The 22,338-nt window shown below is 43.4% G+C and carries 21 protein-coding genes; 9 read left to right on the plus strand and 12 right to left on the minus strand.

Annotation, left to right across the window (positions count from 1 at the left end; translation table 11 throughout):
* The first annotated feature begins 100 nt into the window (after nt 1–100).
* Nucleotides 101–1,186: a spore photoproduct lyase family protein gene (locus J4N23_RS18810; protein WP_207429388.1), complete on the plus strand. Its 1,086-nt coding sequence runs from the start codon at nt 101–103 to the stop codon at nt 1,184–1,186.
* 284 nt (nt 1,187–1,470) lie between these two features.
* Here J4N23_RS18810 and J4N23_RS18815 read toward each other — a convergent pair whose 3' ends face one another.
* Nucleotides 1,471–1,971, minus strand: a complete 501-nt coding sequence (locus J4N23_RS18815; RefSeq protein WP_207429389.1) for a DinB family protein — start codon at nt 1,969–1,971, stop codon at nt 1,471–1,473.
* A gap of 509 nt (nt 1,972–2,480) precedes the next feature.
* On the opposite strand from J4N23_RS18815, the gene J4N23_RS18820 reads away from it, so the two are divergent.
* Nucleotides 2,481–4,001 carry a choice-of-anchor I family protein gene (locus J4N23_RS18820; protein WP_207429390.1) on the plus strand — a complete coding sequence of 507 codons (1,521 nt, stop codon included), beginning with the start codon at nt 2,481–2,483 and terminating at the stop codon, nt 3,999–4,001.
* A 127-nt stretch (nt 4,002–4,128) separates the two neighbouring features.
* Here J4N23_RS18820 and J4N23_RS18825 read toward each other — a convergent pair whose 3' ends face one another.
* Together J4N23_RS18825 and J4N23_RS18830 are read right to left on the minus strand one after the other, a co-directional pair.
* Complete coding sequence (locus tag J4N23_RS18825; RefSeq protein WP_207429391.1) at nt 4,129–4,404, minus strand: hypothetical protein; 276 nt, start codon at nt 4,402–4,404, stop codon at nt 4,129–4,131.
* A gap of 407 nt (nt 4,405–4,811) precedes the next feature.
* The gene (locus J4N23_RS18830; RefSeq protein WP_207429392.1) at nt 4,812–5,258 is read right to left on the minus strand and encodes an SRPBCC family protein; all 447 of its coding nucleotides are present in this window, start codon (nt 5,256–5,258) and stop codon (nt 4,812–4,814) included.
* Between the two features lie 212 nt (nt 5,259–5,470).
* Between J4N23_RS18830 and J4N23_RS18835 the strand changes: the two genes are divergently transcribed.
* From J4N23_RS18835 to J4N23_RS18845, 3 genes are all read left to right on the plus strand, one after another.
* Nucleotides 5,471–6,046, plus strand: coding sequence for a Crp/Fnr family transcriptional regulator (locus J4N23_RS18835; RefSeq protein ID WP_207429393.1), 576 nt, complete (start codon nt 5,471–5,473; stop codon nt 6,044–6,046).
* A gap of 59 nt (nt 6,047–6,105) precedes the next feature.
* Nucleotides 6,106–7,116 (plus strand): NAD-dependent epimerase/dehydratase family protein, encoded by a 1,011-nt coding sequence (locus tag J4N23_RS18840; protein WP_207429394.1) that lies wholly within the window; start codon nt 6,106–6,108, stop codon nt 7,114–7,116.
* A gap of 255 nt (nt 7,117–7,371) precedes the next feature.
* Nucleotides 7,372–7,893, plus strand: a complete 522-nt coding sequence (locus J4N23_RS18845) for a DinB family protein (RefSeq protein ID WP_207429395.1) — start codon at nt 7,372–7,374, stop codon at nt 7,891–7,893.
* A gap of 157 nt (nt 7,894–8,050) precedes the next feature.
* On the opposite strand, the gene J4N23_RS18850 is transcribed toward J4N23_RS18845, so the two are convergent.
* Nucleotides 8,051–9,313: a hypothetical protein gene (locus J4N23_RS18850; RefSeq protein ID WP_207429396.1), complete on the minus strand. Its 1,263-nt coding sequence runs from the start codon at nt 9,311–9,313 to the stop codon at nt 8,051–8,053.
* Between the two features lie 365 nt (nt 9,314–9,678).
* On the opposite strand from J4N23_RS18850, the gene J4N23_RS18855 reads away from it, so the two are divergent.
* Entirely contained in the window at nt 9,679–10,596 is a 918-nt protein-coding gene (locus J4N23_RS18855; protein WP_207429397.1) for a hypothetical protein, read from the plus strand.
* Nucleotides 10,597–11,000: 404 nt separating this feature from the next.
* Nucleotides 11,001–11,612 carry a hypothetical protein gene (locus J4N23_RS18860; protein ID WP_207429398.1) on the plus strand — a complete coding sequence of 204 codons (612 nt, stop codon included), beginning with the start codon at nt 11,001–11,003 and terminating at the stop codon, nt 11,610–11,612.
* Between the two features lie 361 nt (nt 11,613–11,973).
* Here J4N23_RS18860 and J4N23_RS18865 read toward each other — a convergent pair whose 3' ends face one another.
* Nucleotides 11,974–12,498 (minus strand): DinB family protein, encoded by a 525-nt coding sequence (locus tag J4N23_RS18865; RefSeq protein WP_207429399.1) that lies wholly within the window; start codon nt 12,496–12,498, stop codon nt 11,974–11,976.
* A gap of 334 nt (nt 12,499–12,832) precedes the next feature.
* Here J4N23_RS18865 and J4N23_RS18870 point away from each other — a divergent pair, with 334 nt between their 5' ends.
* Together J4N23_RS18870 and J4N23_RS18875 are read left to right on the plus strand one after the other, a co-directional pair.
* Nucleotides 12,833–13,093, plus strand: a complete 261-nt coding sequence (locus J4N23_RS18870; protein ID WP_207429400.1) for a hypothetical protein — start codon at nt 12,833–12,835, stop codon at nt 13,091–13,093.
* Nucleotides 13,094–13,482: 389 nt separating this feature from the next.
* Nucleotides 13,483–14,007 carry a hypothetical protein gene (locus J4N23_RS18875; RefSeq protein ID WP_207429401.1) on the plus strand — a complete coding sequence of 175 codons (525 nt, stop codon included), beginning with the start codon at nt 13,483–13,485 and terminating at the stop codon, nt 14,005–14,007.
* A gap of 29 nt (nt 14,008–14,036) precedes the next feature.
* Here J4N23_RS18875 and J4N23_RS18880 read toward each other — a convergent pair whose 3' ends face one another.
* From J4N23_RS18880 to J4N23_RS18910, 7 genes are all read right to left on the minus strand, one after another.
* Entirely contained in the window at nt 14,037–14,726 is a 690-nt protein-coding gene (locus J4N23_RS18880) for a DUF3826 domain-containing protein (RefSeq protein WP_207429402.1), read from the minus strand.
* Nucleotides 14,727–15,135: 409 nt separating this feature from the next.
* Nucleotides 15,136–15,504 carry a two-component system response regulator gene (locus tag J4N23_RS18885; protein WP_207429403.1) on the minus strand — a complete coding sequence of 123 codons (369 nt, stop codon included), beginning with the start codon at nt 15,502–15,504 and terminating at the stop codon, nt 15,136–15,138.
* Between the two features lie 23 nt (nt 15,505–15,527).
* Complete coding sequence (locus J4N23_RS18890) at nt 15,528–18,167, minus strand: PAS domain-containing protein (RefSeq protein ID WP_207429404.1); 2,640 nt, start codon at nt 18,165–18,167, stop codon at nt 15,528–15,530.
* A 78-nt stretch (nt 18,168–18,245) separates the two neighbouring features.
* Entirely contained in the window at nt 18,246–19,745 is a 1,500-nt protein-coding gene (locus tag J4N23_RS18895; RefSeq protein WP_207429405.1) for a PAS domain-containing sensor histidine kinase, read from the minus strand.
* 5 nt (nt 19,746–19,750) lie between these two features.
* Nucleotides 19,751–20,545 carry an alpha/beta fold hydrolase gene (locus tag J4N23_RS18900; protein WP_370527298.1) on the minus strand — a complete coding sequence of 265 codons (795 nt, stop codon included), beginning with the start codon at nt 20,543–20,545 and terminating at the stop codon, nt 19,751–19,753.
* 8 nt (nt 20,546–20,553) lie between these two features.
* Nucleotides 20,554–20,946 carry a BLUF domain-containing protein gene (locus J4N23_RS18905; RefSeq protein ID WP_207429406.1) on the minus strand — a complete coding sequence of 131 codons (393 nt, stop codon included), beginning with the start codon at nt 20,944–20,946 and terminating at the stop codon, nt 20,554–20,556.
* A gap of 178 nt (nt 20,947–21,124) precedes the next feature.
* Nucleotides 21,125–22,012, minus strand: a complete 888-nt coding sequence (locus tag J4N23_RS18910) for a family 16 glycosylhydrolase (protein ID WP_207429407.1) — start codon at nt 22,010–22,012, stop codon at nt 21,125–21,127.
* Between the last annotated feature and the right edge of the window lie 326 nt (nt 22,013–22,338).

The following is a 22,338-nucleotide window of genomic DNA, read 5'->3' on the forward strand; positions in this document are numbered from 1 at the left end:
TAGGAAAGGGCTATTAGCCAGCCCCAATCCACTTTAAGCATTAATTTTAATTTGGAGATTTAATAATGTGGGTTGGAATAAGGTTTGCAAACCTTTCTGCATGGGACAAATCGAACTACCAACAGAGGCGCCGGGGGCGGAGGGTAAGTACAAGGAGTTTAAGCTATGGATGCCGAAGCGGGTCGTCTTTACTGCCGATGCATTTGAAGAACCTTATGCACAGCGGATTCTTGAGCGGGTGAAGTTATATGGTTTGAAATACGAAGTTACAAAACGAGTAACAGGTCTAAAGGGAGCAAGCGATCGGGAGACCTATCAGACAGCCAAATCTACACTCGCGGTAGTGAAGGCACCTCCTGGAGCTTTTTCTCTTCGCCCAATTCCGCCGAGCGCCGACTGGCAGTTTCACCTGGCAGAAGGCTGCCCGGCTCATTGCCAATACTGCTACCTGGCTGGGAGTTTATCAGGCCCGCCGGTGATACGGGTGTTTGCCAACTTGCCTGCAATTCTCGAAAACCTGGTGAAATATACAAGCAAGTCGCAGTTCTCAACTTTTGAAGCCAGCTGCTACACCGATCCACTGAGTCTTGAACATATTACCGCCGGCCTGCAGGAAACTATTAGTTTTTTCGGACGGTTGGAAAATACGCAGCTACGCTTCGTAACAAAGTTCGATGCCATCAAACCGCTTCTAAATCTTCAGCATAATAACAACACGCGCTGTCGAATCAGTCTTAACGCGCATTCGATTGGGCGAAGGCTGGAAAGCGGTACGCCGCCTATATCGGCTCGGATCAAAGCGCTACGGAACTTAGCCTTGCCGCAATCACAAGGAGGCGGAGGGTATCCGGTAGGAGTGGTGCTTGCCCCCATCATGCCAATACCCAATTGGGAGCAGGAGTATGGGCGATTGTTTAATGAGCTGGCGGAAGCGTTAGACTTTCCTTGCGACCTTACCTTTGAATTGATTACACACCGGTTTACACCAGGCTCTAAAGACATTCTGCTAAAATGGTATCCTAACACTTCGCTGGAGATGGATGAGCAATTGCGTATTGTGAAACGGAATAAGTTTGGAGGAGTTAAATATGTTTATCCGAAATTGATGATGAACGATTTGAAGACCTTTTTTAACCGGGAAATCGGCAGCTTATTTCCTTCAGCAAAAATACTCTACTGGACCTGACAGTGCTTGGATGACAAAGTAGAGCTGGTTTTGGTCCTTTGCTAGCCGTCGCCTTGGTTCGTGAAGACACGAACCAATAAAAATCAATTAGAACTCCAACCTCAAATCTTTAAGAAAAGAGAATGCATATACTTATCTGCATAGAGGCGGGCAGAGGAAGATTCGTAGTCAGTAGAAACAAATTCTAGGTCGTTGGTTCGTGGAGACACGAACCAAGGCGGTGGCACACCGTGTCGGTGTGCTTTCCGGTCGCAATTAAACCAATAGTGCTATTAAGCGCATTCTCATCTGCCTTTCAAATACTTGTCTGTAATGACGTTGATATGGTGTATTTCATGTCCAACGGTAGCTTTCAGAAACTCCTCAACTGTTAATTCGTATGTCGACACAACTCCTTTTAAGTTAAGTTGGACTTCGGATAAAGAGTCAATGAAGTTGTTCGTAGCTGCCCTGACATTTTCAAATTCTGTTATTAGTTGTTGTAGGCTTAATTTGTTAAAGCGACTGTTCTCAACAAATAAGTTCTGGTCGTAACCAGGTAGTGGGGTTCTGTCTTTTCGGCTAAATCGTAATGTCCGATAGGTCATAATTCTTTCGTGGTCAGTAAGATGTCCTATTATTTGCTTGATATTCCACTTGTTTGGTGCATAGCGGTAGTTCGCCTGTTCCTCGCTGATTGTTCTAAGTAGAACCAAGCTTTCTGGCGAAGAAAACCGTTGTCTGAAATCTGCGCTTCCCAATAAGTCTATGTAATAAAGAAAACCGTCTTGCAGGGTGTATTTCATTTTATAATGCTTTAAAGAAATCTCAATTTATCTTGTTGAAGTTGTATTGTCTCCGGGACCCAGGGCTAAGTTTGGCGGCTGTACAGCTTTAGCAAAGCGGCTCTGTTCTTGTTTTTGCAGGTCGTTATATTCAACCCCGCTAATATCAGGATACTTGCTGATTACGGTCTTCTTTCCGTATTTCTTAAAAGTGTGATTTTGCCGATACTTCCTTGAGCATTTTGAAGGATAAGGTTGTCAGTGGTTGCCATACTTGAAGATATAAATTCTTCTCCTTAAAAGGTAGCCCCTCCAAAGCGTGATCGTGAGGCAATTATCAACCTTGAAACTTTCTATTATGCTAAGTCACTTACTCTTTTGCTTAATTTCCTATGAGCATCAGCCGGCCTTAACACAGACTTTACAAGAGGCCCTGAATTTTAAAGTCTAGTTTACTTTTTCGTTAACTTATCTGCCTGAGCGTCTTTGTTTTTTGAGCCTTTCTATTTTCGTCCGAAAAAGATGTCAACATGTATAAGAAGCTACTTTTAAGTATTTTATCTATTTCCCTTTTTGCCGCAGGCTGTAAAAAAGACTCGCCGCAATCAGAAGTTCCTGAACCTGTCGTTCCTGAAAATCCTTCCAGTTTCAAAGAAGTCGCTTCCCAGAAGTTAGGTGGCGAGGCTGCCTCAGAAATATCAGCTTTCGACCCGCAAAGCAAACGCTTGTTTGTGGTAAACAACGAGGGTGCAACGAAAGTTGAAGTACTGGACCTTTCTAACTTTCCTGCAGTTACCAAACTTCAGGCTATAGACTTTTCTGCTAGCAGCGGTGGTGCTAACAGCGTGGCGGTATCAGAGGGCCGACTTGCAGTTGCTCTTGAAGGAACCACTAAAACGGAGAACGGCAGCGTGGCTATATGGAACACGTCCTCTCTGCAGGAGGTTAGAAGAGTGACGGTTGGTGCATTACCCGACATGGTCACTTTCAGCCCTGATGGAACCTATATCGTTACTGCCAACGAAGGGGAGCCTAATGCAGATTACTCCGTTGATCCTAATGGCTCTATTTCCATCATCAATACAAAGAACAATTATTCAGTAGTCACTGTAGATTTTACAGCTTTCGAGAATTCCAAAAACACGCTGTTAACACAAGGATTCAGAGTTTATGGAAAGAATGCGACATTGGCAAAAGACGTTGAGCCGGAATACGTGGCAATCTCGGCAGATTCTAAAAAAGCCTGGGTTACACTGCAGGAAAATAATGGAGTAGCTGAAGTAGACCTGGTGAGCGGAACTATTCAGCGCATTATACCATTGGGTGTCAAAGATATCAGTTTAGCAGCGAACGCTTTTGATGTGAGTGATCGCGATAATAAGATACAATTAGGAACCTGGCCGATCAAAGCCTTTTACCTTCCTGACGCCATTGCCGCTTTCTCAGCTAACGGCACAAATTACCTTGCCTTGGCAAATGAAGGCGACACGAGGGAATATACCGGCTTCGGAGAGGAAGTACGGGTGAAAGACTTATCGCTTGATGCTACTCGCTTTCCCAATACTGCTACTTTAAAGACTGACGCTAATCTGGGAAGATTAACAGTTACCAGAATGCAGGGTGATACCGATGGAGACGGCGATTTTGACGAGATCTATTCTACCGGCGGCCGCAGTGTTACTATTCTGAATGCGACAAACGGGCAGTTGGTAGCCGAAGTTGGCAAGGACCTGGAAGAGCGCGTGATTGCTGCCGGGAAATATGATGATACGAGATCAGACAACAAAGGGGTAGAAGTAGAAGCAGTAACAGTTGGCTCGGTAAATGGAAAGACGCTGGCATTCATCGGAATGGAACGCTCGGACATGATTGCCATCTATGACGTCAGCAATCCTGCAAGTCCTGTTTTTGTACAGCTTTTTGCAACAGGTGACGCCCCTGAGGGTGTTCTGTTTATTAAACCAAAAGATAGTCCAAACGGCCGCAGTATTCTGGTAGTATCCAGTGAAGGCGACGGAATGGTCAAGTTTTATCAGCCAGATAAATTATAAGAAACATGTAAAAAGCACCTCCTTCGGAGGTGCTTTTTGTTTTTAGTGGGCCTTTTTTGTTTCCCTTCTAGCGCTAGCGGCGAGCATAAATGATTGAATCAACGATAGGGAACAATGTCTACCTGCGTTAGTCCTTTTGAATCAAGTTCGATTCCTTCAATTCAAAGTGCCCTTGAATTGCTCGAATTTCGTCCTTCGTGAATTTATACTTCCTCAGGTAATCTTGTTCGCGGATTATCTCCTTCCAACCCAGTTTATCAACCCGGGCTTTGTCGAAGAAAAAAATCCATACATGGTTGTCTTCCGGAACTTCCTCTAAATCAAATCCGGGGAAATCGGTTTTATTGTGCAGTATCGCAGACCAATGTCCCGAGTTTTTGATGAATTTAGAGCTTTGCGCCATTCGGGTGTCCAGGGGGAAATAATAATTGGAGGAGGTGAGCCGTTTATAAGTGTGTCGATTTCCGACAAGTCTCCTGCAAAGGAAACGTAGGTTAAGAGTGTGCGAGTAGTAACGTTGGTTACTCTGAAATTATCTTCTACCTTATAACGGGGACACATTACGCAGGAGGGTATAAACGGTATGAAAGTGAATAGCAAATATTTCAAACTCTTCATTATTTAATTAATACCCAACTTTGATGGAAGTAACCCGCTCTCGCTGCCCCCTTCGCTGTTCGACATCTGCCGCAAAGGAGGTCGAACTTTAGATGAAAAGGGATTTGTAATCCCTTTTATATCCAATGAGATGCAAGCTAGTGGTGCTTATCGCTGCGATAGCCGCTCAAATTCCTACCCAGCATTTTCACTTTAAAAATATTCCGCAAGGATTCGCTGCCGGTAAGCGAATATTTCTCTCACTCTCCGATGTACAAATAGTTTTCCCGCCAGCCAGCCAAAAACGGAGAAGCCAATGTCATAATAAACTAAATCTGTCATCAGCACACCGCCCTCCACAGTCTTAAAGTGATGCTCGTGATGCCAGATTTTATACGGTCCGGAGCGTTGTTCGTCAATGAAATACTCCTTTTCGCTGATGTGCGTAATTTCTGTACACCAGTCCATCGGAATATTAAGAAAAGGTTTGATTTTATAAGTGATAATGAGGCCCTCGTACATCTGAGCAGGAAGGTTAGAGGTGATCTCAAATGTCAGGTCTGGTGGAGTAATTTCGTTCAGATTTCGCGGAGTGGCAAAAAAGTACCAGGCTTTTTCAATGCTTATCGGTAGTAGCTGCTGCTGTTGGAGAACCTGCATGTTATTCAAATTATGGTTGGTATATCAGGGTTTCCTGTCCCTTCGCTGCTGCGGAGTGTCCTTCTTTGCTTCGCCCCGGGTATTCTATGTGCAAACAGTCTGCCGATAATTTTAGGTTGATGTCCTAAGACGAAACTTAAAAACTTGCTATTTTGAATTCTACCTTAATTTCCAGGAATTTGTTGAAGGATTCGATTTCTTACTTTTGCATAATGCACCGCCAGCTATTCGAGCTAATATCTCAAAGTATTGCCTTATCGGAAGAGGATATCCGACTCTGTAAACTTTACTTCGAGCCGGTTTCCATTCCAAAGAACAGGGTTATTGAAGAGGAGGGCAGCGTTCCTGCATATCTGTATTTTGTGGTATCCGGATTCGTTCGGCTCTTTCATTATAATGATAAGGGCGAGGAGGTAACAACCCATATTAACTGTCCGCCTGGATTTATTACATCTTATTTCAACTTTATCAATCAAACTCGATCCGGAGAAAATTTAGAATGTGTCACCTCCTGTGAATTACTTCGGATTACCAAGACCAACCTGGAGCTGCTTATACACCACAGCGCTGCATTTAAGGATTTCAGTATTATTGTTTTTCAACAATCACTCGCCTATAACGAAAACCGTTCAATAGAGCTGGCCACACTCAGCGCAGAATTAAGGTACTGCAGAATGATTGAGAAATATCCCGAGATACTCCAAAATGTTCCTGTTCAATATATTGCTTCTTTTCTTGGAATGAAGCCAGAGAGCTTAAGCAGAATCAGGAGACAAATGATTAACTAACATTTGTCAAGTAGCTTCGGAAAAGCAGTTTTCAATTTTGTGTCATCAAATAGAACGATATGACACAGAAAAACTTAGCATTGGTAAATGGGGCAAATGGACATCTCGGAAACAACCTTCTTAGATTACTGCTTAGTAAAGGTATTCCGGTAAGGGCCTCCGTTCGCAATCTGGAAAACAAAGAGGCTTTCTCCCACTTGGATTGTGAAGTGGTTCAGGCCGACATTACAGACAAGCAGTCGTTGATAAAAGCCTTGCAAGGTGTACACACTTTTTATGCGGTTGGTGCAGCTTTCAAACTTTGGGCTAAAGATCCTAAAAGAGAAATTTATGATGTAAACCTTCTGGGAGCCAGAAATATTGTAGAAGCAGCTGTAGAAGCAGGCGTAAAGCGCATTGTCTATGTAAGTTCAATTGCCGCATTAAACTACTCCAAAACTCCCGTAAAGGAATGCTATGGATACAATCCTGATCGAAGAGATATGTACTACAATTCCAAGAACGATGGTGAGCAACTGGCTTTTAAATTGGCGGAAAAGCACAACATCGATTTAGTGGCCGTGTTACCTTCTGCCATGATCGGTGAAACTGCAATAGCACCATTGAGCGTATCCTATAACATCATCAACTTAATTTTGAAAAAGGCAATTCCCGTTGAAACTAATATTGCTTTAAACTGGATTGATGTGAAAGATGTAGCGGAAGGCTGTTACCTGGCTGCGACAAAAGGAAAAAATGGAGAACGCTACATCTTGGCCAACGAGAAATGTACTTCCATTCAGCAAACGACCAGAATTGCGCAAGAATTATTTCCCGAGCTGAAGTTAAAGTTGCCGCTCGCAGTTCCTAAATCTGTTTTACTTGCTGTTGCCTGGTTGATGGAAATGAGAAGTAAGTTCAATGGAAAAGCGCCACTACTAAGCACTAAAGACATAAAGATGTTTTCAGGGCTTCAGCAAGATTTTGACCTTTCAAAGTCAAGGGAAGAGCTAGGCTTTATTCCAAAGGATCCACATGAAGTTGTGAAAGAGGCTATGCGCTATTTACGGCAGAATGAAGATCGGTTTTAATTGTTCCATTAGTTGTTGTTGTGTTTACAGCGAGGCATGAACGCCCCGGGCTGGATAGGAGCAGGCCGCGGTAGGGGAGTCTCATTCGACTCCCCCGGGTCTTCTTTCAGCGCTCTAATGCTGGTCTCACCACGATGCTCGACCGTTCATCCGGTGCGAACAATCTCATCTTGTCGCAAATGACCCTTCTTTTGCCGTTCCGGTCCCCCATAAGTAGAATTCGACTCCCTTAATTTTACGGTAAATTGCATAGCCATGAATACTACAACAAACAGCCCTAATCACCTGGTGAAGAATCTGCTTCTAACACAATTCAACTTACATCAGCGCCTGTATAACAACGTCCTGGACGGTATTTCAGACGAAGAAAGCAACCAGCGATTGTATGAAAATACCGCCATGAATCATGTGAAATATCTTGCAGGACATTTATTGAACTCGCAATATGGCCTGGCAACAGGCATCGGTCTCCCTGTCGAGGTAAAATGGAACGACTTGTTTGCTGTGATGGGACAGTCAGCAGCCCGTGATAATTATGCCTACCCCTCTATCGAAGAAATCCGATCAGAGTGGAACCGCTTATACGAGCCCTTACATCAGGCACTTGAAAGGGCGAGCACTGAAGCGCTCAACGAAAAACCCGATGCACCGTTCGATCAGGTGGCGACTTCAAAAGGCGAACTTTGGGCTTTTATCAATCATCATATTGCCTATCATATTGGTCAGATTGCCATCCTAAGAAGAGGGTTCGGAAAACCTGCAATGCGCTATGATTAGCATAGCTCGCAGGCAGTAGGGCTCAACGGTAAAGTGCTCTTCCATCCTTGCGCTGGCCGGGCTTAAAGTTATGTCACCCCCGTTTATGTTGCAAGCATGAAGTTTGAGATCGGATCTACGCTATTAAATTCGCTCCTGCTTTAGTATTTCTATCGGTCTATTTAAATAGATAATTTATACCAAACCACTTTTGTCGAAGCCTCATCGAGTAGTTTACATTAGAATTGAGTTCCAGAGATGGGGTATATTTGACATAACACTCTATTTTTTTCCACATCTGGATTCCTGCAGCTGCTGAATAGGAAAAGCCCATCTTGCGCAGGTCCATCTCCTTATTCGTTTTCTTTAATCCGTAAGCATCGACGGATTCGTTTTTTAAATAAACGTTCCGAAATGCAGTTACCCCTGCTGCAAAGAAAGTTTTGAACTGGGGCTTGTTGTATACATTGTAGAGGATTTGCGGGTTTAAGGAGATATGAAGGTACTCCATATCATGGTTAGCCGTCCGGTAGCTGAGGGTGTTAAAATTGTAACTGTTCTCCGTCGTAGACGCTCTTTGCATACACGCTGCTCCCGCAAATCGGAACATCATTTTCTGAACTTGTTTGTTTTCAAACAAATCGTACCCGAAGGCGATGCCGGGAGCATGGGCAAAGGCATGCGTAGCGCCGTCTTTTGCGAGCTGGTGGTCTCCTTTGTAAACTAAGGATGCAGTAGATGAAAAAATACCTGCAACAAATCTCGAAGTGGAGGTTTTCTCTCGATGCTTTGCATTTTCCCGGCTTCCATTAATTTCCTGGATGATGTTGCGGACTTCTGTTTCCCTGTATTCGATAGTCTCTAATTTTGCACGGAGTCGTGGAGAGTCAGCTCCACTGGAAACTGCAAGCAAATGAAGTTGGTTGGCAAATACTTTCGCTCCACTTATCTCTCTATTCTTCAGATAGGGACGATACTGCAGCTCTTCAGGGTTGGCATGTAATCCTGCTTTTTGAATATAGAACCGGGTTTTTATGTTGTCTGTATATTTATAAAGCGAAACATTTTTACCTGTCTCGATCAACTGGAGAAAAATAGTCCGTGTCTCAGAAGTCGTATCTTTCTCTGTCGACAGGTCTGCCAGTCCTATCGCTCCCAAACTGATATTTACAGTATGTTTTTCAAAAGAACCGTTGCCAATGATGCTAAACGACTGAAGCTCATTCAATCCCAGTTTTTCCGGCTTACTGTTCTCTTCTTTTTTGAAGGTGATACTTTGAGGGGTGGTTCTCCATTCTTTTAAATCTATTAATCCTTTTGAGGTGTCCCCTTTAGCAGATATGATAAACCCATTTTTATAATTTGCCTGCGAAAAACATATTACAGGAATTGCAATGATAAGTACTGGGAATAGGGTTTTTAAAGCAGTAAATCGGGTCATTGTGATAATGTTAAGTTGAAGCGATTCACAAATATAAATCGAAATTTGGTATTAGAAAGCACTACCTTTTTGGGGGCGTTTACTGGTGAATGAACCGTAAATAACTATTTCTACGCTGTTCACCTTATCCAGCGGAAACGCTCACTGCTGTAGGAGGGGTTGCTCTAGCCTGGAGTTCAAACTAGCCAGATCGTTGTCCTCTGTATCTAGAGGTGGTGCATAGCTGACTGGCATCATGTTGAGTTAAAACGAAACAATCAGTCTCCGTTTTCTTCCTTTCTCGATATATCTATACCTTTATTACCCGTGCTTAAGCTCGTTCGCTTAAAGCCGGAAATAACCGATAAAAAATTAAATACCCATAGATGAAGTTTGTCAGGCCAGCAGTATTTCTTATTTGCACGATTTTTACCTCCAGCATTCTCTGTGCACAGAATGCGGAGACCTCAAAAAATAGAAGGGCGGTCTCAACAAAGGCGCAAACAGCCAGCCCGGCTACTGTAAAACTTACGGAAGTACAGTGGCACGGAACAGGCTGTTACCGGATTGAAATGCCTATGGGCACCGTTTACTTCGAAAAAGATAACGGGGTGTCAGGATTTAAAAGTTTTATAGATACTGAAGGAAACGACTGGATCGCTTCCTATCTTCCTCCCGGGCCGAACGGAGACTTTCGCGGATTCCCAAACAGTGTCGGTAACTTTGGCCATGCCGGCCGCAATAGCGGATCAAAAACAATGATTGTTGATGGGAGGACGGAAGGGGATGTGGTGATCCTGGAATCCTCGAATGACAAGTTTACCTTCCGATACTGGTTTTTTGGGGATCGTATAGCCTTGCAAGTACTGAAATCGGAGGGGGAGTATAGCTTCCTATTCGAAGGTGTTGCCGGAGGGAAAGCGGATGCAGAAGACTTTTTTGTCACAGCCGACGGAAAAAAACATATTCCTGAAGGGAAATTTAAAGATTTTACGCCGGAGTGGTTCTATCTCGGCGATCCAAAGGCGAAGAATGTACTCTTCCTTGCTAAAACTCCAGATGACGATGCTCCGAACGAAAATCACCGGCAAATACGTGCGGGAGGACAGCATAACATGGATCTCTATAGTTTCGGTCGTGCTGGCATCGAAGAAAAATATCAGATTAAAGGAATGAGCGGTAATCACCATATCTGTGTCATCGGCTTTATCCCGGCAACGCGTCCTCACCATGAAATTGCTGCAATGATTGAGCGCTTTTTAGCTGCACCTTTTACTGTGGAGAAAAAAACAGTAAAGCACTGAATAAGGCAATCTTGTAACCACCAAGGTACTGGTCATCGCGTCTCGCTACACTCTTTCGAGGTTTTTTAGGGGATGAATAGGAAGTACGCTATTCAGGAAAGAAAGTGGGATTTAAGACCGCTAAGAGCCGATCTTGTCGTCTCAAAAAAACTCTAACCTTATGCCTTGGAAGAAAGGCAATTCATATTCCTCACACCGCATAAAAGCCAGCAGGAATATTTACAATCAATAGAATTTGTATCGAAGTTCTCATACTAGCGCACACCTATCAACACATCCGCATACTCCGGGAAGGCAAACATTTCTGCCAATGCGAAGTGCCCCCGATACTCACCTTTTTGTAATTTTACCCATTCAGGTGCTGTTAATCCTGCACTCGAACGAGCCGCCTGTTAGCTGGCGGTATGGAAAAGGGTTTACTTCAGTTAAATGATGGAATGAAATTGTTGCATATAGTTTGTATGTCTGTTTTTATCCTGTTATCATGCAATAGGATCGCAGCACAAGATAATATTGGAATAAAATTATTTGGATTAAGTGTACATCCTAAAGGCGAAGAGGAAAACGCATTTTTAATGCCGAACAAGTTGGACGAGCATGGATATTTAGTTATTAATGTCGGTGCGGAGCTGTCATATGAAAAATTTTTTCTTAAGGATGTTATATCATTCAAGGTAGTGCAGGCGCTGTACGCCGATTGCGCAGAAAGATTAGCTGGTTTCAGTCATATAGGATTGAGGCATAGAATTCTTAAAAGAGGAAATCATAGTCTGTACGGGGGACTTGGGCCGACATTAGTCTTTCGGAGAAACTGGTTGGATTTACCCGGGTATATAAACCAAAACCGTTTCAAAGGGGATCCAGGGGATAAATATCAATATTTGTTTTTATGGTATGGTGGGGAATTTGAATACAAAGTCGGACTGAGTAAGCAATTAGATTTCGGACTTTCTTTCGTCCCCGGTTATCCGGATCTGATGAGTTTTGCATTCGGTATTAACTATAAGCTCAATTAAGTAAGGTTCTTCCTACTTCTTAGAGTCTTCCTAATAGGCACCTACGTCCCCTTCATTATTTTTTGTTGTTCCTGACTCTGCCGGTCCATTGCCTGCTGGTTATTTAATATGGCCTCTGCTTTTCAGAACGCTTCTTTCCCGTCTAAGGTACTGCAGTAGCAGAGGACTGTCCTCCGCTGGCGGAGGTGGCGCAGCCGGAGGTGGTGTACAGCCAATTCAAACAAGAACTTCGATAGCTAATCATCGATCGCTTAACTAGCTCCACCCAGTTGAACTAAACGCGGCTCTATTTCCTCCTTACTCGCACTTGTCGTCAGGTCTCCGCTACGACCTAACACGCTATTCAGGAAAGGTGCCGGACTTAATAGCCCAAATTATCATCCACATCATATCTTACCCCTGGGTAATTTAAAATCTTTCGCATCAGACCCAATTGCCCGAAAAGGTAGCTTTCACGATCCATGCACATGCCCACCATGTTCAGCTTATTCTCCTCCACGTAAGGAACATGCATGCCGAATTCATAAGACTCCATCAGCTCTGCCTCGTCGATGTGTAATAGCTTTTGATATACCAGAGGTGAAATTTTATGCCACTCTTTCTTCAACTCATCCAGCGTGGGGTACACGGCATTGACGTCCAATGCTTTTGCGTCCTTAAACAAGTCTTCGTTCGGATCCTTTTCTGGTAGACCTAAAATGCCCGCCAGCCAGTACCTGCAGTTGACCAAATTCCCTACCATCCAGGTGAAGTGGTTGGTTTTATTTTCAATCCGGGTTTGAGCATCGGCTTCCTGAATGTCGTTCAGCATGTTGTTGAAGGTCTGGCTGTGCATCCGATAACCGGGAATAACGATAGCTAATGATCTCGCTAAGGGAGTTTCCATAATGTTTTCCTTTAGGATTAGTTAAATCAGGGACTTGTTACTTATTTTTCGATATACAAATCTCTGATATCCTGGCGGGGACAGTGAGACGCGAAAAAGACAAGTTAGGGCGTAGTTTGCGACATCCAACCAGGGCAAGGGGCCTCCTCCCCCAATTCCCCTTTTGGGTTCAGCTATACGGTGCCACACTCTTATTGAACAGTTCAAGATATATCGGCTTTACTTTCAATGGTGGCCTGGCTACTAAAAAAGCGACCAACGCTAGGGATATTCAACTTTCTGTTAACTTCTGGAAGTTTCGTATATTAGTTATTACACACTTAAATTATCAGCGATGAAATACCAACTAGACCTAAAATCCACAGCAATTGGATTTGCGAGTGCATTTCTATTAACAGCCATCATCAGTTTCAAGAACTCAGCTGACTCAACTAATGGAAGATATCAGACTGCGGTCCATGAGAATAAGGTGGTAATTCTGGATACGAAGACCGGAGCTTACATCATGGAATCTTACATTTCTCCAAAAGCAACCTGGATAAGGGGTAACTTTGAAAGCAAACGTATGGCCGAGGCCGGAGCTAAAAATGACTAGTAAATCGGGAGGGATAACAAGCTAGTCCCTCCCCGATGATCACCACGTTCAGGTGGCTTGAGCTTTTCCTTTGTTGCTATCCCGATGAACAACGCCTATCTTAAAAGTCTATTTATCGATTTTATCAGGGCGGAAGATGGGGCGGGGGGATTTATTTCTCCAAGCTCGAGGTATGCACTGTTAAAACTCCTTTGGGTAGCCTGGAAATCTTGATGCAGCGAGCAGGGTATGATTAACCAAGATGAACAAGCAAACCATGAAACCTTCAAATGCTGCTTGCTTTTTTTGGAAGGCAATTAACTACTGGGAAGATTGAACCATCTTTTCAAAAAAAGCCTCTCTTGTATCATTCCCATTCGTGCCTTCGTAATAACATAAAGCACCTTACTATGAACAGCCAAACATTAACCTTACTCCTCCTGCTTCTTGTCGGCATCTTCACATCTTGCGACAAAGACGATATTGAGTACCAAAACCAATTTGAGAAAAGCTACCGGGCCTGGTTGGATTTCAAAAAAGAATCTGGCAATTCATATACTTATACCACTACCTTCGGATCCTCGACTGGCTTTGCAGGCCAGACTAAAATTACAGTCGCCTCGGGCAGAGTAATTGAGCGGCATTTTAAATACACTGCAGTTCCGCAAGGTTCTCTTGTGCCGCAGGAATCTCTTGAATGGACAGAAAACGAAAGTGAGTTAAACTCCCATACCTATACGTCTGCTTCCCTGCCGCTAACTCTCGATCAAATCTATCAGCAAGCTAAAAATGAATGGCTTCTGGAAAGGAAAAATGCTAAGACCTATTTTGAAGCAAAGAATAATGGGTTAATATCCTCCTGTGGTTACGTAGAAGACGGATGTCAGGACGACTGTTTTCTAGGAATCTCCATCGGTTCCATCAAAAAGAATTAGCAGGCACTGCCTGCTTAAGGAGCTCTCGATCAGCGCTTTTTAGCAGTCTCTTTCGGTGGCTCCACGATATCAATGTATTTCTTATACAGCTGGGGCCAGTTACGGCCTTTCGAGATTAAATACTGCTCGTTTTTAGTCCGGTATATTTCAAATATTTCGATGACCAGCTTCACCGTCTTATAATCGATCGATTGTTCGCGGGCCTGCTTCAGGTTCGCTAAGATCACCTTTTCTTCCTCTGCGGTCAGGTCAGGCACGATCATTTTGTATTTAGCAAGGGTGGAGGCGAGTTTGTCTTTCGTGTATTTATCCAAAATTTGCTCCACCTGCTGCTCGGTAAGATCCTTACGCAGACCAGTCATCAGGGTCTCATGCACGCTTCCTGGCATAGCTGATGAAGCAATCAACTGCCGGTCTAAAGGACCAAGGGGTTTGCCGGTAGCCGGGTTAATTCCAGCGGGTACAGTTTCGTAGCTGTGGGAATAATGCCAGTCGTGGACAGCCTTTAAATGAGTGGTGATAAGAGCTTTTATACGTTGCTCTTTTTCCGCATCATTCAGTTGTAAGGATGCGGCCCATTCGGCGGCATTCTTGTAGATAGCCGCCTCTTCATTCGCAATCTGCTCAGGAGTAGCTTTTTGGGTGGTGCTTAACTGAGCTTTTGCAGAAAGAGATAGTACCGCCACGAACAATAGAATAATTACACCTTTGCTATTCATATCTTCCGGATTCTATAATGGTTTTAATAGATTCTATAATGGTTTTAATAGTTTAATTGGATGCTTATGCAAACCTTTTTCTGCAACCAGTAGTGATTGAAGAATGGCTTTGTTCAAAAGTACACACTAAAACGGGATATAAGCTGATTAAACTTCGATAAAATGGGGGGCATTAACTGAAATCAAGAAGGAGGATTTGCCCTCCTTAAAAAGATCGAAGAGCTAGTGCTCTTGTTATTCCCTTCTGATTCCCGCATGGACGTGCCTGGAGGCCTCCTTTGCTTCAACAAGTCTGCTCGACAATAAAAAACCGCCTCAAAGTTAACTTCAGAGGCGGTTTTGCTAAGACATAAGCTGAATGTCGATGACACTAAGTGGAAATTGGTAGTCTCGACTATTGTAAATCCTGCTATTTCGTTAAAAGGAACTGATTTATTTTTTCCAGTAGAATACTCATCTCAAATGGTTTCGCGAGAAAGTCATTTGCGCCAGCTTCGAGGGCCGTTTTTTCAAGATCCCTGCTGGCCGAAAGCATAATCACCGGGATATCTTTGGTTGCCGGAGAGCAACGAAGTAGTTGGCAAATTTCTTTGCCGTCTTCTCCGGATAACCAAACATCTAATAGAATTAAATCTGCTTTTTGTCGGGCCAAATACGGGAAGAGGTCGGATCCCTTGGTGAAAGTTTTAATTGTGTAGCCCGCAAATTCAAGCATTACTACCAGCGAGTCTACAATTCCCGGGTCGTCATCTACTACAACTATTGTTTTGTTAGTCATTCCTGCGTTTCAATTAATCTTATTTATTTAATTTCATTAGGTAGCGAGAAGCAGAAGGTAGACCCATAGCCTTCTTTGCTCGAAACCCATATTTCCCCACCTTCTCTTTTGATAATTTCAGAAGAAATGTAAAGGCCGAGACCTAAGCCAGGGAAGGTGTGTTCCTTAGTCCCGCTTACGCGATAAAACTGTTCGAACACTTTGTTTCTTTTGTTTTCAGGGATTCCTATACCAAAGTCCTGAACACAAAGCCTGACGTTAGGGCCATCCAGGCGACTATAGATAATTACTTTGTCTGCCCCAGGAGAGTATTTTATAGCGTTGGAAATAAGGTTAGTAATTACCTGGCCGATGCGATCCCGATCAGCGAATACGTTCCCGTCAAATTCCAACTTGGTGACAAGTTGATGCTTTGTTGTTCGTTGTATTTCCTCCACAATCTCTTCTACGAGCGAGCTGAAATCAAAAGAAGCATCATTAAACTGCATCCTTCCGGTTTGAATTTTAGTAACATCCAGCAGGTCTCCAATAAGTGAAGTAAGCTTATTCAGCTGCAGATCCATCTTATGAACCAGGCCTGCCTTTTTCTCATCTCCCTCATTTTTCAACATAGCCTCCAGAACCTGCGTATAAGCTTTGATACTGGTTACCGGGGTCTTCAATTCGTGGCTTGCAATTCCAAGGAAGTTATCCTTCTGTTTTTGCAAAATCTTGAACTCATTAATGTCCGTATTCGTTCCAATCCAGCGCACTATTTGTCCCTCTTCATTGCGTATAGGTACAGCACGACCAAGGAACCAGCGATACTCTCCCTCTTTAAATCGATCTTTAAATCTGTACTCGATCTCGTAAACCGTTCCGGTGCTTACGCATTTGTACCAGGTATCTACCACGCGTTTTAGATCTTCCGGGTGCAATATCGGTTCCCAGCTTTCATCCCCGAAACTGTCCTTGCTAAAGCCAGTATAGTCATACCATTGCTCGTTATAATAATCCAAATAGCCGTCTGGTCTTGCAGTCCAAACAATCTGTGGCATGGAGTCTGCCAACTCGCTGAGTCTTTGCTGACTCTCTTTTAGCTTCAATTCATTTTCTTCCACCAACTTACGCGACAATACCTGTTCTGTGACATCAAGACACATGATCAGGATGCTTCTTTTGTTTTCCTTGAAGCTTATTGGTTTATAGGTGAAATTGAAATAATAGGTTTTGAGTTCGCCATTGACTATAATCTCGGCTTTACTTTCTGTATTGGTATATTCCTCTCCCGTCTCATAAACTTCTTTCAATAAGGCCGGGTAGCTTTGTCCCTTTAGCTCCGGCATAAACTCGAGGAGTTCCCGGTCCAGGATACTTCTATCTCTTCCCCAAATTTCGAGCATTGCATCATTAACCAGTTCCAGTACCATGTTTTCTCCACTCAGTAATGCCGTAGCAACAGGGGCTTTGTCCACCAGGTTTCTAAACCTTGCTTCGCTTTCCTCTGCCCGGTGTCGCGAAAGCACTAGATCTGTGACATCGTAGCCCAGAGACATGATAGTCGAAACTTTTTCACCCTCAAAAATGGGATGATAAACGAAGTTGATATACATCGTCTTCGGACCGTCGCTATGTACTATAGAAATAGGCAATTCCGTTCCGTAGAAAGGTACACCTGTACGATACACATCCTGAAGCACGTCAATAAATCCCTGCTCAATAAGTTCGGGAAAAACATCAATTACTTTTTGACCGATAACATCTTTCGTTCGTCCCCAAATCTCCAGCGATTTTGAATTGGCTGTTTCTATAATAAAATCTTCTCCCTGAATAACTGCCATCGCCACCGGAGCTTGTAAAATCAGGTCACGGAGTTTTACCTCGTTACTTTCCGCCCTTCTTCGTATCATCACCTGCTCTGTAACATTCGTAGCCATATTCAGGATAGCATAAATTTCACCTGCCGAATTTCGAAGTGCCTTATAACTGAAATTGTAGTAGAAACGTTGTAGTTTTCCATCAACAACCAGATCTACAGGGTCTTCAGTTGCTTTGTAGGTAGTGCCTGTATGATAAACGCGCTGCAGTAAGTCGTGAAAAGGCTGCCCTTCCAGTTCAGGAAGAGCCTCATGAAGTGTTTTTCCAATAACGTCCTGGTCTTTACCCCAAACCTTAATCATTGCATCATTCGCGACTTCAATCCTCATTTCCGGCCCCACGTAAACCGCTGTGGCAACATCTGCCTCTAATACAAGACTTTTAAATTTCCTTTCACTTTCTACCAGATTTTTCTTGGCCAACACCTGTTCTGTAACCTCTGTCGCCACTACACTTACTCCCGTGATCTCTCCTCCCGTATTCCGTACAGGCGCATATATGAAGTTAAAATATGCATCCTCGAGAATCCCATGCCGGTATAGTTTCGCCAGTGTTTCATATCCGCGTTGCTCAATGCCCGTATCAAAAACATTCTTAAGCATAGCCGGAAAAGGCTGGTCTGCTATTTCGGGTAATGCTTCTATAATCGGTAATCCAATAATCTCCTCTTCTTTTCCCCATAGTTCAAGTATTTGGGGATTGGCGATATCAACGAGTAGATTCTCCCCTTCCAAATATGCTAGCGCTACAGGAGCCTGCTCAAATAATGAGGCCATGCTGTCGCGACTAAATAACTCTGAATTCATACTAGATTCAACTTTTTAAGTACTTTCTGCAAAGATACTGGTAATATGGACGCTTTTTTAAACCTCCAATTTTATATCTTATGATAATGGCTCACTATTGTTCCAGTTGGAGACAGGAAGTGAGAAATAAAAGCAACTCCCCTCATTCAATGTACTATTAACAAACACCCTGCTTTGATGCTGCTTCAGAATACTTTGAATGATGTACAGCCCAAGGCCCAGCCCCGATGCTTTGTTGTTATTGGTAGTATCGCTTACCCGATAATATTTTTCAAATATAAGCTCGAGTTTGTCTGCCGGTATTCCAACTCCAAAATCGCTGATTTCAATTTTTACTAATTTCCCGTTTTCGCTAAGCTTCAGGCCGACTTCCACCTTGTCTGCCTGTGGCGAGTATTTGATAGCGTTATTTATCAGGTTAATAATAACCTGCATTATTTTTTGGCGATCGGCATATACCAGATGGACGTCGTCAGAATTAAAGGTCCGAATAATGGTATGGCTGTTCTGAGTGGCAGATATAAGGTCGATGCATTCTTCAAGCACTTTAGTAATTGAAAATGAGCTGAGATTGAGGGAAAGCTGACCAGAGTCTATATTTGAAACGTCGAAGAGGCTGGAAACAAGAAACTCCAGAGAATTAAGAGAGGCATCGGCTCTCAATAAAAACTTTCTGCTACTTTCAGGCAGCGCCATTCGCTGGAGGATTTGATGGTATGCCTTTAAGCTGGTGATGGGAGTTTTCAGTTCATGACTGGCAATATTAATAAATTCGTCTCTTCTTTGTATTGATTTAACCTGACTATCAATATTGGTACATGAACCGATCCATTTAACTGGTCGCCCGTCTTCAAAATACGGTTGGGCCTTGATAAGATACCATTCAAAGGCTTGGGCATGATTTTCCAGTCGGATTTCAACTTTAAATTCTTCCAAACTTTTCATCCCGGTGTTCCAGCACCGCAACAGCTTAAAGCGGTCCTTGATGCATACTTTAAGCAGCACCTCCTTTGCCAGGAATTCGGAGATATTAAAGAACTGAAAAAAGCGCTTGTTCACATAGTCGACCTTGCCGGAAACGTCGGCAGTCCAGATAATATCAGGATTAAAGTCGGATAAAAATTCGAACCGTTTTCGTTCAGCTTCTGCTTTCCTTTTAGAAATTAACAGTTCCCGTTCGTATAGCTTACGTTCGCTAACGTCGTAGAGCGTAGCGTTGATTGCTTGGGCAACTCCGTCGACTGCTTTGCTGGGTACCGCGCTAAGAAAAACGGGAAAAGAGGCGTTATTTTTTTTGATAATATCGTAGCTCAGCTGGTTTACTGCTCCATTAGCGTTAATTAATGGACGAAAAAACATTTCGTAATGTAGTGCCGCCCCTTTTGATATGAGGTCAGTAAATTTTTTTTTATATAAAACCTCCTCCAGCTCATACCCGAGCCATTCGAGAAGGGTCCTGTTTATTTTGATAATTGTTCCGTCAGGAAGGAAAGATAAATATCCACAAGGGGCATTTTGATACAGTTCTTCTGTGTCAATTAAGGTATCTAATAACTTTTTGTCGACACTGAAACTCAATAGCCCTAATTTAAATACTTCTTAATCGCCTTAACTGTTTCTTGTGGTTCGCTGATGTGAGGACAGTGTCCGCTCGCTTCCATTATATACAATGTATTATCAGGAGTGTTTGCAGCGATAAAATCTCCGATATTAAGGGGAGCAATAATATCATCCGTACATTGCAGGGTAAGGCTGGGAACCTGAAGTTTTGGCAAATCTGCTCTGTTGTCAGAGAAAAAAGTAACTCTTGCAAATTCCCGCGCTATATCAGGATCTGTGGAACAAAAGCTACTGGTCAAAAATGCTCCAAGTTCCGGCCGGTCGGGGTTTCCCATAATAGCCGGTGCTAACTGGCTCGACCAGCCCAAATAGTTGGAATCCATAAATTCAAAAAGTGCTTCCAAATCGGCTCTTTCAAATCCGCCGTGATACCCCTCATCATTCAGGTAACGCGGAGAGGGACCTACAAAAATCAGCTTTTCGAAAAAAGACGGGTGCTTAAGGGCAGCAAGCACGCCCACCATGCTGCTTACGGAATGACCAACAAAAATAGTTTCCTCCAGTTTAAGCTCATCACAAACCTCCAGAATATCCTGAGCATACCCTTCTAACGTTCCATAGCGGGAAGAACTGTAGGCACTTAAATCGGATTTGCCGGCTCCTACATAGTCAAATAGGACTAATTTATAGTCGTTCGCAAAAGCATCAGTAACAAATTTCCAGGAGTTTTGGTCGCAGCCGAATCCGTGGGCGAAAAGCATTACTTTCTCTCCCTTGCCTGTAATGGTGACATTATTACGTTTGATTATCGTATTCACAAGATTATTTATTTAGGATCATTATTAGAGTCTAAAATAGATAAAAGGAACAAGCTTTTTTCAGCAAACATGTTAATGGTTTCTTCCTGCATTTCCTGACTGATGTCTTTCCGTTCGAACCCCATACTCCAGTCGGGAAAGAAACGCTGGTCGATTTTTCCTTCTTTTAAAGTTTGCACATTGTAATGACGATCGTCTCGAAGAAGATTACTGTATAATTGCTGAATTTTTGTTTCCTCTCCTTCAATCAGTTGGACGTATAAATCTTTGAAGCAGATGAGCATTCCTGTGACTTCATGCTCAGAGTTTGCAGACCTTGCGGTGTTCAGTAGATCATCGAGCTCCTGGTCCGACAACATCCTGCTGGGAAAGCTGGAATATATTAAATAGTATAAGGCCATGACCTTTATGGGAAGTGTTTGTTATTCTAAACTCGACAATAAAACAATATAATGGGGTAATTGTTTTCTGGAGTTTTCTAAAAGTAGAAAAAAGGGGAAGTGAGGACTTCCATTCTATAATTTAAGAAGTCGATAAGCCGCCGCGTCTCTGTGAGACGCTGCGTTGAAGGAGCTGGGATTAAGTTGTTTTTCCCTTGCGGACAATGATGTTTTTTGAATAGTAGTAGGTGTCTGCAGTAGGTCCTGGCGATCCGCTCGAACCTTCCATTTGCAGGTTTATGATCAGCCACATAGGCTTGTTTGCGTGATTGGTGCCGGTATGCGTTCCTCTTAATACCCCGTCTATGTAGTACTGGCACCGCACGTCATTCGTCCAGGCGCCGCTAGAGTTTTTAATCCGCGTCAACACGAGCTTATAATTATGCCAGGTAGAGGCTGCATTTGAAATTACGGTCTGAGTAGTTTCCCAGCTGGTGTTCTGCCAATCGGGGCCATCCACCGTATTTTGCCAGTTCGTAGTGCTTCCTTTAAACTCCAGGATGTCACACTCAGGCGGCCAGGAAGTCGCGCCGGTAATCCAGAATGCAGGCCAGCTACCGCGAGTAACGGGCGCTTTAAAATCACCGCTGATCTCCCAGGTGTCAAAGGCATCGTTAACGTTTATCTGGGCTTTAGCATGCATCGCCCCTGAATGATAGCGGATCGGCAAATGGGGGTCGGCGCTGCTGTTTCCCTCGTTCCAGTTAATTCGGGTTGCTTTAATAGTCATCCCACCATTTTCAAGATAAACATGATTACGGTCCGTATTACTCGCATACATCCTGGCAGAACCGTTGTGGTCTGATCCCCAGGGATACAAGTAGTTCCAGTGTGCTTCGAGCACGCTGCGACTGGAAAAAGTAGTGCCGTTCAAAACGGTGGTCCATGTCACCGCACTGGTAGTCGCGCCATTCTTGCCTGCGGCAGAGGCAGATGGAGATGATTCAATGAGGTCCGATTTTTTGCAGGAGGAGAATGCAAATAGCATCGCAATGGAGAGGACTCCATAGTTAAATTTCAGATTCATATTAAGGTAGTTTTTTAGTAATTGATTAAATGGTAAATGTCTGGCGGCCGAACAATACAAAGGTTAGCACATCTGGGCGCTTGTGCGGGGGACAAAATCATTCAAATAGGTGGGCATTTTGTGAAGATGGAAGGGGCTAGGCTAGAACTTATTTGAAAGTAGCCAGCCACTTTAAAAGTAGCAAAAGATTTAGCTTGGCTAGAGCGGCTAAACGACTGTCCTCAGCTAGCTAAATGGCATACCGCAGGTGGTTAAAAGGATCTTATTTCTTTAAGCCGAGTGTTAGTGCTCGCCAGCTTAAACTTCTCGGATATGTCTCCAGGATT

Origin of the sequence: Pedobacter sp. SYSU D00535, from assembly GCF_017355855.1 — a bacterium.
Taxonomy (GTDB): domain Bacteria; phylum Bacteroidota; class Bacteroidia; order Sphingobacteriales; family Sphingobacteriaceae; genus Desertivirga.

Coding starts and splice junctions, on each gene's coding strand:
- J4N23_RS18870 (WP_207429400.1), top strand. CDS start 12,833: ATGAAATACCAACTAGACCTAAAATCCACAGCAATTGGATTTGCGAGT.
- J4N23_RS18875 (WP_207429401.1), top strand. CDS start 13,483: ATGAACAGCCAAACATTAACCTTACTCCTCCTGCTTCTTGTCGGCATC.
- J4N23_RS18885 (WP_207429403.1), bottom strand. CDS start 15,504: ATGACTAACAAAACAATAGTTGTAGTAGATGACGACCCGGGAATTGTA.
- J4N23_RS18825 (WP_207429391.1), bottom strand. CDS start 4,404: ATGGCGCAAAGCTCTAAATTCATCAAAAACTCGGGACATTGGTCTGCG.
- J4N23_RS18860 (WP_207429398.1), top strand. CDS start 11,001: ATGGAAAAGGGTTTACTTCAGTTAAATGATGGAATGAAATTGTTGCAT.
- J4N23_RS18905 (WP_207429406.1), bottom strand. CDS start 20,946: ATGGCCTTATACTATTTAATATATTCCAGCTTTCCCAGCAGGATGTTG.
- J4N23_RS18835 (WP_207429393.1), top strand. CDS start 5,471: ATGCACCGCCAGCTATTCGAGCTAATATCTCAAAGTATTGCCTTATCG.
- J4N23_RS18820 (WP_207429390.1), top strand. CDS start 2,481: ATGTATAAGAAGCTACTTTTAAGTATTTTATCTATTTCCCTTTTTGCC.
- J4N23_RS18865 (WP_207429399.1), bottom strand. CDS start 12,498: ATGGAAACTCCCTTAGCGAGATCATTAGCTATCGTTATTCCCGGTTAT.
- J4N23_RS18855 (WP_207429397.1), top strand. CDS start 9,679: ATGAAGTTTGTCAGGCCAGCAGTATTTCTTATTTGCACGATTTTTACC.
- J4N23_RS18910 (WP_207429407.1), bottom strand. CDS start 22,012: ATGAATCTGAAATTTAACTATGGAGTCCTCTCCATTGCGATGCTATTT.
- J4N23_RS18845 (WP_207429395.1), top strand. CDS start 7,372: ATGAATACTACAACAAACAGCCCTAATCACCTGGTGAAGAATCTGCTT.
- J4N23_RS18880 (WP_207429402.1), bottom strand. CDS start 14,726: ATGAATAGCAAAGGTGTAATTATTCTATTGTTCGTGGCGGTACTATCT.
- J4N23_RS18840 (WP_207429394.1), top strand. CDS start 6,106: ATGACACAGAAAAACTTAGCATTGGTAAATGGGGCAAATGGACATCTC.
- J4N23_RS18810 (WP_207429388.1), top strand. CDS start 101: ATGGGACAAATCGAACTACCAACAGAGGCGCCGGGGGCGGAGGGTAAG.
- J4N23_RS18830 (WP_207429392.1), bottom strand. CDS start 5,258: ATGCAGGTTCTCCAACAGCAGCAGCTACTACCGATAAGCATTGAAAAA.
- J4N23_RS18890 (WP_207429404.1), bottom strand. CDS start 18,167: ATGAATTCAGAGTTATTTAGTCGCGACAGCATGGCCTCATTATTTGAG.
- J4N23_RS18815 (WP_207429389.1), bottom strand. CDS start 1,971: ATGAAATACACCCTGCAAGACGGTTTTCTTTATTACATAGACTTATTG.
- J4N23_RS18850 (WP_207429396.1), bottom strand. CDS start 9,313: ATGACCCGATTTACTGCTTTAAAAACCCTATTCCCAGTACTTATCATT.